Genomic DNA, 15,386 nt, shown 5'->3' with positions numbered 1-15,386 from the left:
ATGAATTATATAACGGTAAAAAAAGCAGCTGATGATAGATTTGAGGAGAAAAAATCAGTTTTTATAGGCTATGTTAAAAGAGTTACAACAGAGGAAGAGGCTAAAGAGTTTGTAGCAGAAATAAATAATAAACATAAGGATGCAAGACATAATTGCTATGCCTATGTTATAGGACAAAATATGGGAATACAAAGATATAGTGATAATGGTGAGCCACAGGGGACAGCAGGTATTCCAATATTAGAGGTAATAAAAAAACAAGGAATAACAGATTGTGCCGTAGTGGTAACTAGATACTTTGGAGGGATATTATTAGGTACAGGGGGACTTACTAGAGCCTATACTAAAGGGGCAGCCATAGCTATAAGTGCAGCAGGTGTTGTAGAAAAAGTAGAAGGAGCAATGCTTTGTACAGAAATAGATTATGATCTTTATGGAAAGATTCAATATATATGCGGTCAAAATAATTGGCACATAGAGGATACAGAGTTTACTAATAATGTTAAGATATATATATTAGCAGAAAAAACTATGATAGATGAAATAGAAAAAAGCTTTACAGAAGTAACAAATGGAAAAGCTATAATGAGTACTGATTTAGAAGGAGTATATTTTAAAGAAGGAAATAGACTTTATGAAAGTTTTGATGAGTAAGCTTTAACTACAGAAAAGAGCCAAGTTGAAGAGAAAAAATCTCTATGATATAATATTTAGGTGTTATTTCAAGATATTTAAAGAAATTTAAACTATAGTTCACATATATGTTAGGAGGAATAAGGATGTCAGGACATTCAAAGTGGCATAATATACAAGCTAAAAAAGGTAAAATGGATGCCAAAAGAGGAAAAATATTCACTAAGATAGGAAAAGAGATAGCTGTTGCAGTTAAAGAAGGTGGAGCAAACTTAGATGGTAACTCAAGATTAAAGGATGCTGTAGCAAAAGCTAAGGCTGCAAACATGCCAAATGATAACATTCAAAGAGCTATAAAGAAAGCTGCTGGAGAAGGAGATTCAGTAAACTATGAATCAATAGTTTATGAAGGATACGGACCATCAGGAGTAGCTGTAATGGTTGAAGTATTAACAGATAATAAAAATAGATCAGCTGGTAACGTAAGAAGTGCTTTCACTAAAGGTGGCGGAAACATGGGTACATCAGGATGTGTTGGTTTCATGTTCCAAAAGAAAGGTGAAATAGTAATAGAAAAAGCTGAGTTAGATGAAGATGAAATAATGATGATGGCTTTAGATGCTGGAGCAGAAGATTTTGCATCAGAGGAAGAAGTATTCATAGTTACAACTTCACCAGAAGATTTTGGTACAGTAAGAGAAGCTTTAGAAGCTGAAGGATTAGAATTCTTAGAAGCAGCAGTTAAAATGATACCAGATACCGAAACTGCTATAAACGAAGACGATGCTAAGAAGTTCCAAAAAATGCTTGACTTACTTGAAGATGACGACGATGTTCAAGAAGTGTATCACAATGCTGAATTCCCTGAAGGATGGGATGAATAATACGTTTTAAGCATTTTAGAAAATCAAAAAAATAATAGATAATGACATACAAAAGTAAGAGAACACACTTTTAATGTTAATATAAAATAATAATTTTATATATACATTGAAAGTGTGTTTTTTGTATTTTCAAATTTTATTTAAAGTTAATAAAAGTTTAGTTTTACGGTATATTATTAGGTTTATAGATTAGGGTGTATTTTATTAAATTTACTTATATAGATAATACTAGTTATAGTTTTTGTTTAATAAAATAGTATAGTAGATTTAAATATTGGTTTGTAATTTATGATTTTATATTATTAGTTATAAGTTAACATTTTACTAAAAAAATATTTAATATTTTTAACTTGAAAAAATTTTTAATTATTATATAATTTAATCCATAATAATTATTAATTAGAAATAAATATTATGGAGGAAAATATGTTAGATCAAAAGACAATAGATATAATAAAAAGTACAGTACCAGTTTTAAAATCCAATGGATTAGAAATAACAAAAACTTTCTATAAAAATATGTTTGAACAAAACCCTGAAGTAAAACCTTTGTTCAATATGAATAAACAAGAATCTGAAGAGCAACCAAAAGCTTTATCAATGGCAATATTAGCAGTTGCTCAAAATATAGATAACTTAGAAGCTATAAAACCTGTAGTTAATAGAATAGGAGTTATACACTGTAATGCAAAAGTTCAACCAGAACATTATCCAATAGTAGGTAAACACTTATTAGGAGCAATAAAAGAAGTTTTAGGTGATGGTGCAACTGAAGATATTATCAATGCGTGGGCTAAAACATATGGAGTTATAGCTGAAGTATTTATAAATAATGAAAAAGAGATGTATGCTTCAAGATAGAATAATATATAAGATGAGCTGTTAAATCAGCTCATCTTTTTATTTTATTTTTAATGAAGTAAAAAATAAATTTTAATATAGTTATTTCTTAGTTTCTCTTAGTGAGGTTGAAAATGCAGTCATAAGCATTATTAAAAAAAGCAATATAAATAATAATTCCATGGGACCTCCTTAAGCATAAATAAAATAGATTTAAATATAATAAAAAGTTTAAATTATTTATTACTATAGAAAAATAAATCTTATTATATCTAAAAATATATAAATAATAAGGTTTACATCTTATAATAATATCTTATCATACATAATATGGAAAAACATTAATTCTTTGAAAAAATTTCTTTAAACTTAAGAGATTTAAGAAGTTTATGATAAAGAGAAAATATATATAAGGTTTAATAAAAGTTAACAATTTATAAAAATAAGTAGTATAATTAAAAAAAGGATTTGGGTTATATTAGGAGATGATGTTTTATGAGAAGCTTAAATGGAAATTTAATAAGAATCTCTGGAGAATTGTTGAAAATAACATTAAATAAAGAAGTTACTGGAACTTTATATTACTTTGAGAAACTTAATGGAGAGTTAAAGTTTATTAAACATATAGAAAAAGAAAATGAATTTGAATTTAAGGATCCAGAGCCTAAGAATAGAACTTTTTATTTTATAAAATGTGAAAATGAAGAGTTGATTTTAGCAGAGAGACTTGTACCGCTTAAAAGATTTTGCAATTTTAGAGATTTAGGTGGATATGAAACAAAAGATGGAAGAAAGGTTAAATGGGGATTATTCTATCGCTCAGAAGCTTTAAATAAATTAAAAGGAGAAGATTTAGAATATTTTAAAACCCTAGGAATTAAATATATTTTTGACTATAGATCCTTAGAAGAAGTTAAATTAAGCCCAGATAGAAATGTTGAGGGAACAAAAAATATAAATATATCTGCAATGAGAAATTTAGATAATCAAAATCTAAATATGGAATCCTATTTAAAAGGAATTTTATCAAAGGATAGCAATCAAGAACTTCCTGAAAAGATACTTATGGATGGATATAGTGAGATGCCATTAAATAATTTAGCTTTTAAGGAGCTTATAAAGATAATAGAAAATCCTAAAAACCTAGCTGTATTACAGCATTGTACATCAGGAAAAGATAGAACAGGTTTAGGATCAGCCTTAATATTATTGCTTTTAGGTGTGCCAGAGCAAAAGGTAATAGAAGATTATATGTTAAGTAATGAATATAGAAAAGGGGAGAATCATAGAATACTTCAAATTTATGAAAAGCATGTATCAAATGAAACCATAAAGGAATTAATAGAGGGGATTTTAGGAGTAAAAAAGAAATTTATAGAACTTAGTTTAAATAAGATAAAAGATACTTATGGTAGCTATGAAACATATTTTTTTAAAGAATACGGATTAACTAAGGAAAAAATAGAGTTTTTAAGAAATGAATATTTATATTAGTTAAATAAATTTAAGAAATCTTACAACCTTTATTTAATATAATGTGAAATAATATTTAGATTAATTTTAAAGAAAATAGGATTTGTTATGATGGAGTTTAAAAAATCTTTCATAATAAATCCTATTTTATTATTTATATACTTTTTTTGAATTTTTATAACAAAATATTGAAAAAATATTAATATATGTTACAATTAGTATGTATAAAATTAACTTTTATAACAAATAAAATTCAAGGGGGATAATTTATGTTAAAGAAGTTTAGTAACAAAAAAATTACTGCTTTAATGGTTGTATTAGCAATGGTCTTTAGCTTTATACTACCAATACCAGTTAAAGCTGCTGAAATTTCTGAAACAAAAAATTCAAATGTAACAGAAAAGACAGATAAAAAAACTGTCAATATTCAAATACTTGCCACTTCTGATTTGCATGGTAAGTTTATGGATTATGATTATGCACAGGGAGAGGAATCTGTTGGTGGATTAAATCAAATAGCTACTGTGGTTAAAGAAGCTAAAAAGGAAAATCCTAATACTCTAGTGCTAGATAATGGTGATACTATTCAAGGAAATTACAATCACCTATTTATGAATAAAGAAAATCCTATGATACTTGCTATGAACACAATAGGATATGATGTTTTTTCATTAGGAAATCATGAATTTAATTTTGGAATGGACAAACTTCATAATATTATTGGTCAAGCAAATCCAAATCTTCATGTCTTATGTGGAAACCTTTACAGAAATGGAGAGAGAGTTTTTAATCCTTATACAATTAAAGATGTAGATGGAATAAAGGTTGCAATAATAGGAGTAGTTACTCCACATATAATGCAATGGGATTCTCAAAACTTAAAAGGTTATGAAGCTAAGAATCCGACAGAAGAAGTAAAGAAAATAATAGGAGAAATAAAGGCAAATGGAGGCGCTGATGTCTATGTAGTAACTTCTCATGCAAGTTTAAATGGAGAATATGGTGATGGAGATAGTGCTGCTGGAATAGCTGAAGCAAATCCAGAAGTAAGTGTAGTAGTTGCTGGACATAGTCATGATACAGTTAAATCAGAATTAAGAGGAAACGCTATAATTAGTGAACCTGCAAGTAGAGCAAAATATGTTTCTAAATTCAATTTAACTGTTGAAAAAGATGAAAGTGGAATAAAAGTTCTTGATAAGAATGCAGATCTTATAAGCCTTAAAGGGGTACAAGGAGATCCTGAATTAACTGAGAAACTTAAGCCTTTCCATGAAGCTGCTATAAATGATGCAACAGCTAAGATTGGAGAATTAAAAGGTGGAGATTTAGCAAAACCTGATGAAGTAAAAGGTATTCCACAATCAATAGTTGAAGACCAAGGGGTTACTGATTTTATAAATGAAGTACAATTATATAATAGTAAAAAGTTTTTACAAACTAAAGGAATAGATTCAAATAATGTGTACATGGTTTCATCAGCAGCTTTATTTAGTCCTAAGGCTAATCTTAAAGAAGGTCCTATAAGCAAGGCTGATGTTTCAAATATATATAAATTTGATAATAAATTATATGTTATAAAAACTAATGGAAAACAATTAAAGAAATACATGGAAGAAAACTCTAAGTTCTTTAATAAATATAAAGATGGAGATTTAACTATATCTTTTGATGAAAATGTAAGAATGTATAAGTATGATATGTTTGAAGGCGTTAATTACGAAATAAATATAGCTAAAGATCCAGGTGAAAGAATAGAAAACTTAAAATTCTCTAAAGATGGTAAACCAGTTGAAGATTCAGATGTAGTGTACCTATCAGTAAATGATTATAGATATAATTCAGGGTTAGCTGCAGGAATAATGGATCCAGGTGAACATGAAAAAATATATGATACAGTAAATGATGATATATCAGCAATAAGAGATTTAATAAGTGATTATATAATTAATGTTAAACATGGAGTAATAAATAGAAATGTAGATGGAAACTGGAAAATAACAGGTAACAATTGGAATCCAGAACAAAGAGCTTTAGCAGTTAAACTTATTAATGAAGGAAAAATAAAGCTACCAACTTCATCAAATGGAAGAACTCCAAATGTTAAATCTGTTACTTGGGATGAAGTATCAAAATTTGCAGAGGCTTTACCAGAAGAAAAGAAAGAAGTTGAGATTCCTATTTTAACATTCAATGATTTTCATGGTTCTTTAAAAGAATCAGGAGGAAATCCTGGAGCTGCTAAATTTGTTGGGGAATTAAAGAAAGTAAAAGAAAAAAATCCTAACACAATAGTAGTAAGTGGTGGAGATATGTATCAAGGAAGTGCATTATCTAACCTTTTAAAAGGAAAGCCAGTTAGTGATATGAATAAAGCTTTAGGTGTTCAATTTTCATCTGTAGGAAATCATGAATTTGACTGGGGTTATGATTTAATTCCAGGATGGGCTAAAGATGGTGGATTTGAATTCTTAGCTTCTAATATATATGAAAAATCTACAGGAGAACCTGTAAAATGGGCTAAACCTTATGGAGTTGTTGAAAAAGGTGGAAAGAAAATAGGATTTATAGGCCTTGCAACACCTGAAACAGCATATAAAACAAATCCTGATAATGTAAAAGATTTAGAATTTAGAGACCCTAACACTGAAGCAGAAAAATGGGTTAAACATTTAAGAGAAGTTGAAAAAGTTGATGCAGTAATTGCTTTAACACACATTGGAAGTCAACAAGATAGAAAAACTGGAGAAATAACAGGTGAAGTAGTTAATCTTACAAAGGTTACAGGCTTAGATGCAATTGTATCAGCTCATAGTCATATGCCTGTTAAAGGAACTGTTAACGGAGTTCCAATAGTACAAGCTTATAAAAATGGACGTGCTATTGGTCTTATAGATTTAAAATTTGATAAAGATGGAAAATTATCTGTTGAAGCTCAACGTATGGATATTTCTAAAAATATTAAAGATTTACCTGTAGATAAAGAAATGGAAGAAACATTAGGAAAATATGAAAAAGAATTATCACCTATCTTAGATGTTAAGGTGGCTGATTTAAGTGAAGATCTTCCACATAATAGAGATGCAGGGGTAAGCCCAATGGGAGCAACTGTTACAGAAACTATGAGAAAAATAGTAGATGCAGATATAGCTATAAACAATGGTGGTGGAGTAAGAGCTCCATTAAAGAAAGGAGTAATAACAGTAGGAGATATGTACACTATACTTCCTTTTGATAATACTATAGTAACAATGGATATGAAAGGTTCAGATATTATTAAAGTATTAGAACATGGAATTGCTCCTAAAGATTTTGGATGGGGACAACATGCTGGTCTTAAGTTCTGGTATAATCCAGATGCTGAACCTGGAAATAGAATAACGTCTGTAAGATTATTAGATGGAAGTAAGCTAGATCCAAATAAATATTATAAATTAGCAACTAATGATTTTATGGCCGCTGGTGGAGATGGATATGATTTCTCAGCAGCTAAGAATATTAAAGATACTAATAAAGTTTTAAGAGAAGGAATAAGTGATTATTGGAAAAATCATGGTATAAATCCTATAACTAACTTAGCAACTCTTATTGAACCTGGAGAAGATAAGGGAGAAGCTGTTAAACCAGTAGAACCAGAAAATCCATCTGTAGATTCAAACAAACCAGTTGAACAAGAAAAACCATCTATAGATACAAATAAGCCAATGGATCCAACTATAGATGATATTAATACAGATAAGCCTGAAATATCTAATCCAGATAATAATTCAAATAATGAAGAAAATAAAAAGGATGATTTAATTAAATTACCTAACACAGGAAATCCTTTTGGATCTGAAGTTTTTGCAGCAATGGGAGTTTTAGCTACTATAGGCGGTAGCATAATTCTAAAAAAGAAACATAATGATGCAGCTTAATTTAAAATGACTAAAAAAGCAGTAAAGAAAATTTCTTTACTGCTTTTATTATTTAAGAAGATTAATTGATTATTAAATTTAAATTTATTTAAGCATAGAATTTACTAGGAATTAAAAAAATAAAAAAGTTAATTAAAGTTAACGAATATTTAACAATAAAAGATTGAAAAATATTCGCCAAATAATGTACAATACATATGTATAAAATTTACTTTTATAACAATAGTAAACTAAATGAGGGGGAAAAATATGCTTAAAAAAGTAAGGGATAAGAAATTTACAGCATTAGCAGTTGCTACTTCAATGATCTTTGGAATTGCAACACCGTTAACTACTGTAAAGGCTACTGAAAATTTAGCACCGGAAAACCTAGAGAAAAAAGGAGAAGAAGCTAGTTTAGAAAAAGAAGGAGATGTAACTATTCAGATTTTAGGTACATCAGACCTTCATGGTAGATTTATGAATTATGAGTATGCTCGTAATCAAAAATCTGATGGTGGATTAAATCAAATATCCACATTAGTTAATGAAGCTAGAAATGAAAATCCTAATACAATAGTGGTTGATAATGGAGATACTATACAAGGAAATTTCAATCACTTATTTAAAAATGGTCCTAATCCTATGGTTATGGGAATGAATGCTATAGGATATGATGTTTTCTCTTTAGGAAATCATGAATTTAACTATGGAATGGACAACCTTAATGATGTTGTAAGTCAAGCTAATGATAATTTAGATGTATTATGTGCAAATCTTTATAAAGATGGTAAGAGGGTTTATGAAGGATATACAACTAGGGAAATAGAAGGCGTTGAAGTTGCTCTAATTGGAGTTGTAAGTCCTCATATAATGAAATGGGATTCAGAAAATTTAAAAGGATATGAGGCTAAAAATCCTGCAGAAGAAGTTGGATTTGTAATAGATGAAATAGAAAATAGACCTGAGGGTGGCGCTGATGTTTATGCAGTAGTTTCACATGTGGGATTAGAAAGTGAATATGGTAATGGAGATAGTGCTAGAGCCATAGCTGAAATGAACCCAGAGGTATCTGCCATAGTTGCAGGACATAGTCATACTAATGTACCAGAAGAAAAAATAAACAATGCAGTTATAAGCCAACCTACAAGTAATGGTCAAATGGTTTCTAAAATAGAATTAACTGTTAGAAAAAATGGAGAAAAAGTAGAAGTTGTAGATAAAAAGTCTAAATTATTAAGCACAAAGGGTGTAGCAGAGGATCAAAAAATAAATGATTTACTTTCTGATTTTCATAACACAGCAATTGCTGATGCAACAGCACCTGTTGGCGAAATGGTTGGAGGAGATCTTGCTGATAAAAATGAAATAAAAGAAATTCCACAATCATTAGTTGAAGATCAAGGTATAACTGACTTTATAAATGAAGTTCAATTATATAATAGTAGAAAGCATTTAGAATCAAAGAATATAAATCCAGATGAGGTTTATATGGTTTCTGGAGCAGCTTTATTTAGTGCTTCATCAAACTTATATGAAGGAAATATAAGCAAAGCAGATATTTCAAATATTTATAGATATGATAATAAATTATATACTATAAAAACAAATGGAAAGCAACTTAAAAAGTATATGGAAAAAAATGCTGAGTATTATAATACTTATAAAGATGGGGATTTAACAGTATCTTTCAATGAAGATGTTAGAATGTATTTATATGATATGTTTGATGGAGTAAGTTATGAAATAAATATATCTAAAGAGCCAGGTCAAAGAATTGAAAACTTAAAGTTTGAAAAAGATGGTAAGCCAGTTGAAGACTCAGATGTAGTTTATTTAACAGTAAATGATTATAGATATAATTCTGGCTTAGCTGCTGGAATAATGGACCAAGGTGAGCATGAGAAAATATATGATACAAATAATGATCAAATATCAGATATGAGAGATTTAATAGTTGATTATATTCAAAATGTAAAAGGTGGAAAAATTACTAAAAACATTGATAATAACTGGAAGATAACAGGTAATGATTGGGATTCAGAACAAAGAGAATTAGCTGTTAAACTTATAAATGAAGGTAAAATAAAAATACCTGTATCAGAAGATGGAAGAACTCCAAATGTAAAAGCTGTAACTTGGAATGATGTTTTAGAAGCTTTAGGAACTAAGGAAGTTGAAATACCAATAGTTACTTTCAACGATTTCCATGGATCTTTAGCAGAATCTAAGAGTGATGTTGGAGCAGCTAAGTTAGTTGGAGAAATAAAGAGAGTAAAAGAAGAAAATCCAAATACTGTAGTTGTTACAGGTGGAGATATATATCAAGGAAGTGCTATGTCAAATCTTTTAAAAGGTGAGCCAGTTACTGCTATGCTTAAGGAAATGGGCTTAGAATTTTCAGCAGTTGGTAACCATGAGTTTGACTGGGGATATGAATATATACCAGACTGGGCTAAAGCTGGAGAATTTGATTTCTTAGCATCAAATATATATGAAAAAGAAACTGGAAAACCAGTTGAATGGGCTAAGCCTTATGGCGTTGTTGAAAGAGAAGGAAAGAAAGTTGGATTTATAGGACTTGCTACTCCTGAAACTGCATACAAGACAAAACCAGATAACGTTGCTCATTTAGAATTTAAAGATCCTGTAGAAGCAACTAAGACTTGGGTAGATTATTTAGAAAATAAAGAAAATGTAGATGCCGTTGTTGTTTTAAGTCATTTAGGAAGTGAACAAAATAGAGAGACTGGAGAAATAACTGGTGAGATTGTTGAAGTTGCTGAAGTACCAGGAGTTGATGCTATAATATCAGCTCATAGTCACCAAAAAGTTGAAGGAAAAGTTAATGGAGTACCAGTTATACAAGCGTATAAAAATGGTAGAAATTTAGGATATGTTAACTTAAAATTTGACTATAAAGATGAATTAGTAGTTACAACTAAACTTGACGATATTTCTAAGAGAAAAGATACTCTTCCAGTTGATAAGAATATGGAAGATATATTAGCAAAATTTGAAGCTGATTTAGCTCCTATAATGAATGAAAAAGTTGCTGATTTATCAGTAGATTTACCACATGATAGAGATACTGGAGTAAGTCCTATGGGGGCTACTGTAGCTGAAACTATGAGAAGAATAGTTGATGCTGATATAGCAATAACTAATGGTGGAGGAGTAAGAGCCCCATTAATGGCTGGAACAGTTACTGTTGGAGATATGTACACAATACTTCCATTTGACAATACTTTAGTTACAATGGAAATGAAAGGTTCAGATATAATAAAAGTTTTAGAGCATGGAATAGAACCAGATAACTTTGGATGGGGACAACATGCTGGTGTTAAACTTTGGTACACTCCAGGAGCTGAAAGAGGAGAAAAGATAACTTCTGTTAGATTAGCTGATGGAACTAAATTAGAAAATGACAAGTATTATACAGTAGTTACTAATGATTTCATGGCTGTAGGTGGAGATTCTTATGATTTCTCAGCTGCTAAAAATGTAGTGGATACAAACTTAGTTATAAGAGATGAAATGGCAAATTATTGGAGAGAAAATGGAATAGATCCTATAACTGATTTATCTACTTTATTAGAAGCTGGTGAAGATACAACTGTTGATTCAGAAAAACCTGAAAATCCAGAAAATCCAGGTAACCCAGAAACACCACAAAATCCAGAAAATCCTGATAATGGTGAAAACTTACCTAACACAGGTATGCCATTTGGAACTGGAGCAGTGGCTGCTATGGGTACAGTATTAACAATTGGTGGACTAGCTGTATTAAGAAAGAAAAAGAATAATGCTGCATAGTAATTAATTATTTTGGGAGTGAATTTTAATCACTCCCTTTTTATTTTATGATATACTTTAATCTAATTTTGACTTTAGATATAAAAATAGAGATTTTTTTAGTTTAAACATTAATATTTTATTTGATTTTTACTTTAGATAAGATAGTAAGGATTTAATTACTATAGGAAGGTTATTGAACAAAAGCTAGGGAGATTTAGATAGAATATTAATATTAAAAGTGTTTGAAAATAAAAAAACATAAAATGTGTGTATAAAAAGAGAAAATATGTTAATAATCACCAATGAGGTGATGATATGAATTTTAATAATATAAAAAATAATGATAAAATCAAAAACTTAATATTTATTCTTTTAGGCATATTTATATTTGCAAGCAGTTATATGATAACTTACTTTTATAATAGTAGAAAAATTCAACAAACTAATATGAAGGTTACAGAGAAAAAAGGTGAACTTGTTTTAGCTGAGAATATGGATGTAATATTTACAAGAAGAACTTTAGATGATCATGTTGTAGTTGATTATAAAACTACTATTGGAGAAATGGTTAAAAATGATGAAATCAAGGGAGAAAATATGGATGAGTTAATTTCTGCTGTAGAAAAAGATGGGTATGAATTAGTTTCATCAACTTCAGGAGAAATAATTTTCTTAAATGATATGGGAATATTAGAAGCTGGTAAATATTATATAGGCGAAAAAGATGGGTACATAGCAATATTTAAGGCTGGTGAAGATGGAAGACCATTTATTGAAAAACCAGAGGATGTTAGCACAAAGAAGATAGAAGATTTGCCGGAGGTTGATAGAAGTAAAATAAGTAATTTTGAAAAGAAATATGATACAAGAGAAGAATGTGAAGAAAATATAACAAATTATATAAGTTAAAAATGTAAGTAGATTTATCATTTGAAAAAAATATATATAATCAATAGCTATGTCTTAGTAAGATGTGGCTTTTTTTATTACTTAAATGAAAGTATGACCTAGGAAAATAGAGAGTTTAGAGTGTTTTTAATGAATAGTAAATTTTGTGTAATTCATTGATAATATTCCCTCTTCATGTTAAAGTATTATATAGATTTAAAGAACTTATTATACATAGGAGCATTAAATATGTACGAATATATAAGAGGCCAATTTCAAGGGATAAGTAAGGATTATGTTGTAATAGAATTAAATAATATAGGATATAAAATTTTCACATCTGGAAATACAATGTCTAATATGCCAAAAGTGGGAGAGGAAGTTCTTCTATATCTAGAGCAGATCGTTAGGGAAGATTTCATAGGTCTATATGGATTTACAACAAGAGAAGAATTAGAAATGTTTAAGCTTTTATTATCCATAAATGGAGTAGGAGCAAAAGCTGCTTTATCACTTTTATCAATTAGTACTGTTAATAATTTAAAGTACGCAATAATGATGGGAGATGAAAAGCATATAACAAGAGCACCTGGAATAGGAAAGAAAACGGCTCAAAGAATTATTCTAGAGCTTAAGGATAAGTTAAAACCAGATGAACTTACTTCTGAAGAGGGAGAATTAATAGAAGGAATTAATGATAATTCTGATTATAGTTTCAATATAAATGAAACATTAAGTGCCTTAATGGCATTAGGATATACAGAGAAGGAAGCTCAAAAAGCTTTAGAAAAAGTTGATAAGACATTATCTATAGAAAATATGATAAAGGAGTCTTTAAAACTTTTAATGCGTTAGGAGGTGTAATTAAATGAGTGAAAGATTAGTTACCTCTAATGAGATTGGAATAGATTCAACTAATGAATACAGTTTGAGACCAGAGAAAATAAATGAATATATAGGTCAAGATAAAGTTAAAGAAAGACTAAACATATTCATAAAAGCTGCTCAAAGAAGAGAGGAAGCCTTAGATCATGTAATTTTATATGGGCCACCAGGTCTTGGAAAGACAACATTAGCTAATATAATAGCAAATGAAATGGGTGGAAATCTTAAAATAACATCAGGGCCTGCTATTGAAAGAGCAGGAGATTTAGCGGCAATATTAACAACCTTAAACACTAATGATGTTTTATTTATTGATGAGATACATAGATTAAATAGAAGTGTAGAGGAAATACTATATCCTGCCATGGAGGATTATGTTTTAGATATAATTATTGGTAAAGGGGCTGCTAGTAAATCCATAAGACTCGATTTACCTAAATTTACTCTAATAGGTGCCACAACTAGAATTGGTATGCTTAGTTCACCTTTAAGAGATAGATTTGGGGTTTTATGTTCTATGGAATATTATACTGATGAACAATTAAAGGAAATAATAATTAGAAGTGCTGAAATTTTAGGATGCCATATAACTGAAGAAGGGGCCTTTGAAATTGCTAAAAGGTCAAGGGGTACTCCTAGAATAGCAAATAGACTTTTAAAGAGAGTAAGAGATTTTGCAGAAGTTTTATATGATAATGAAATTACAGAAGAGGCTGCAAAAAAATCCTTAGAGATTTTAGAAGTTGATGGAGAAGGCTTTGATAGAATTGATAATAAAATTCTAGAAGCCATAATAGATAACTTCAATGGAGGGCCAGTAGGGATAGAAACCTTAGCTTACTTCGTTGGAGAGGAATTAGATACTATAGAAGATGTTTATGAGCCATATCTTCTACAAAAAGGGTTTATAGTTAGAACTCCAAGGGGAAGAATGGCAACAGATAAAGCATATAAACACTTAGGAAGAGTTAGATTTAATGAATCTAAGATAGATTCTAAACAGTGTACGTTATTTGAAAAATAAAATAGAGAAGGTGTAATTAAAATGAAAGTAAGTGATTTTTATTTTGAGCTACCAGAGGAACTTATAGCTCAATATCCACTTGAAAAGAGAGATTCTTCAAGATTAATGGTTTTAGATAAAAAAACTGGAGAGATTGAACATAGAAAATTCCATGATATATTAGAGTATTTAAATGAAGGAGATACTTTAGTTTTAAATAATACTAGAGTATTACCTGCTAGACTTATAGGAGAAAAAGAAGAAACTGGTGGTAAAATAGAATTTCTTCTTTTAAAGAGAATAGAAGGAGATAAGTGGGAGTGTTTAGCTAAACCAGGAAGAAAAGCTAAAGTAGGTACAGTTTTCACTTTTGGAGAAGGTAAACTTAAAGCCATAGTTAGAGAAATTGGTGAAGAAGGAAACAGAATAATAGAGTTTAAGTATGATGGTATATTTGAACAAGTTTTAGATGAATTAGGACAAATGCCACTTCCACCTTATATACATGAAAAATTAGAAGACAAAGAAAGATATCAAACAGTTTATTCTAAAGAAAAGGGATCAGCAGCAGCACCAACAGCTGGATTACATTTTACTGAGGAATTATTAAAAGAAATTAAAGATAAAGGTGTTAATATAGCATATTTAACTTTACATGTAGGACTTGGTACATTTAGACCAGTAAAGGTTGATGATGTAAATAATCATGTTATGCATTCAGAATATTATCATTTAGATAAAGAAAATGCAGAGCTTATAAATAAAACTAAGGAAGCTGGAAAGAGAGTAATTGCTGTAGGAACAACATCTTCAAGAACTTTAGAAACTATTGGAGATGAAAATGGAAGAGTTAGAGAACAAAGTGGATGGACAGATATATTCATATATCCAGGATATAAGTTTAAAATAGTTGATAATTTAATTACAAACTTCCATTTACCTGAATCAACTTTAATAATGCTTGTTTCAGCTTTAGCTGGTCAAGATAACATAATGAATGCTTATAACACTGCAGTAAAAGAAAAATACAGATTCTTCTCATTTGGAGATTCAATGTTTATAAAATAAAAAGCAAAGGAAGGACTT

At 29.4% G+C, this 15,386-nt stretch carries 10 protein-coding genes; all 10 read left to right on the top strand.

What is annotated here, in order from left to right; genetic code table 11:
- Positions 1–654, top strand: coding sequence for a YigZ family protein (locus CPF_RS10765; protein WP_003454954.1), 654 nt, complete (start codon positions 1–3; stop codon positions 652–654).
- Positions 655–779: 125 nt separating this feature from the next.
- Entirely contained in the window at positions 780–1,517 is a 738-nt protein-coding gene (locus CPF_RS10760; protein ID WP_003451771.1) for a YebC/PmpR family DNA-binding transcriptional regulator, read from the top strand.
- Between the two features lie 426 nt (positions 1,518–1,943).
- Complete coding sequence (locus CPF_RS10755; RefSeq protein ID WP_003454969.1) at positions 1,944–2,378, top strand: globin domain-containing protein; 435 nt, start codon at positions 1,944–1,946, stop codon at positions 2,376–2,378.
- A gap of 474 nt (positions 2,379–2,852) precedes the next feature.
- Positions 2,853–3,851: a tyrosine-protein phosphatase gene (locus tag CPF_RS10750; RefSeq protein ID WP_011591008.1), complete on the top strand. Its 999-nt coding sequence runs from the start codon at positions 2,853–2,855 to the stop codon at positions 3,849–3,851.
- Positions 3,852–4,099: 248 nt separating this feature from the next.
- Entirely contained in the window at positions 4,100–7,747 is a 3,648-nt protein-coding gene (locus CPF_RS10745; RefSeq protein WP_011591007.1) for a multifunctional 2',3'-cyclic-nucleotide 2'-phosphodiesterase/3'-nucleotidase/5'-nucleotidase, read from the top strand.
- 249 nt (positions 7,748–7,996) lie between these two features.
- Positions 7,997–11,542: a multifunctional 2',3'-cyclic-nucleotide 2'-phosphodiesterase/3'-nucleotidase/5'-nucleotidase gene (locus CPF_RS10740; RefSeq protein ID WP_011591006.1), complete on the top strand. Its 3,546-nt coding sequence runs from the start codon at positions 7,997–7,999 to the stop codon at positions 11,540–11,542.
- A gap of 297 nt (positions 11,543–11,839) precedes the next feature.
- Positions 11,840–12,433, top strand: a complete 594-nt coding sequence (locus CPF_RS10735; RefSeq protein ID WP_003451265.1) for a hypothetical protein — start codon at positions 11,840–11,842, stop codon at positions 12,431–12,433.
- A gap of 228 nt (positions 12,434–12,661) precedes the next feature.
- Positions 12,662–13,267 carry a Holliday junction branch migration protein RuvA gene (ruvA, locus tag CPF_RS10730; RefSeq protein WP_003481965.1) on the top strand — a complete coding sequence of 202 codons (606 nt, stop codon included), beginning with the start codon at positions 12,662–12,664 and terminating at the stop codon, positions 13,265–13,267.
- A 13-nt stretch (positions 13,268–13,280) separates the two neighbouring features.
- Positions 13,281–14,321, top strand: a complete 1,041-nt coding sequence (gene ruvB / locus CPF_RS10725) for a Holliday junction branch migration DNA helicase RuvB (RefSeq protein WP_003451099.1) — start codon at positions 13,281–13,283, stop codon at positions 14,319–14,321.
- A gap of 21 nt (positions 14,322–14,342) precedes the next feature.
- The gene (queA, locus tag CPF_RS10720) at positions 14,343–15,368 is read left to right on the top strand and encodes a tRNA preQ1(34) S-adenosylmethionine ribosyltransferase-isomerase QueA (RefSeq protein ID WP_003461896.1); all 1,026 of its coding nucleotides are present in this window, start codon (positions 14,343–14,345) and stop codon (positions 15,366–15,368) included.
- Positions 15,369–15,386 lie beyond the last annotated feature (18 nt).

This window comes from Clostridium perfringens ATCC 13124 (assembly GCF_000013285.1).
GTDB classification, from domain to species: Bacteria; Bacillota; Clostridia; order Clostridiales; family Clostridiaceae; genus Sarcina; species Sarcina perfringens.
Note: the sequence above shows the minus strand (reverse complement) of the source record. Positions and strands in the feature narration are given on the sequence as shown.

Coding starts and splice junctions, on each gene's coding strand:
- CPF_RS10765 (WP_003454954.1), top strand. CDS start 1: ATGAATTATATAACGGTAAAAAAAGCAGCTGATGATAGATTTGAGGAG.
- CPF_RS10760 (WP_003451771.1), top strand. CDS start 780: ATGTCAGGACATTCAAAGTGGCATAATATACAAGCTAAAAAAGGTAAA.
- CPF_RS10755 (WP_003454969.1), top strand. CDS start 1,944: ATGTTAGATCAAAAGACAATAGATATAATAAAAAGTACAGTACCAGTT.
- CPF_RS10750 (WP_011591008.1), top strand. CDS start 2,853: ATGAGAAGCTTAAATGGAAATTTAATAAGAATCTCTGGAGAATTGTTG.
- CPF_RS10745 (WP_011591007.1), top strand. CDS start 4,100: ATGTTAAAGAAGTTTAGTAACAAAAAAATTACTGCTTTAATGGTTGTA.
- CPF_RS10740 (WP_011591006.1), top strand. CDS start 7,997: ATGCTTAAAAAAGTAAGGGATAAGAAATTTACAGCATTAGCAGTTGCT.
- CPF_RS10735 (WP_003451265.1), top strand. CDS start 11,840: ATGAATTTTAATAATATAAAAAATAATGATAAAATCAAAAACTTAATA.
- ruvA (WP_003481965.1), top strand. CDS start 12,662: ATGTACGAATATATAAGAGGCCAATTTCAAGGGATAAGTAAGGATTAT.
- ruvB (WP_003451099.1), top strand. CDS start 13,281: ATGAGTGAAAGATTAGTTACCTCTAATGAGATTGGAATAGATTCAACT.
- queA (WP_003461896.1), top strand. CDS start 14,343: ATGAAAGTAAGTGATTTTTATTTTGAGCTACCAGAGGAACTTATAGCT.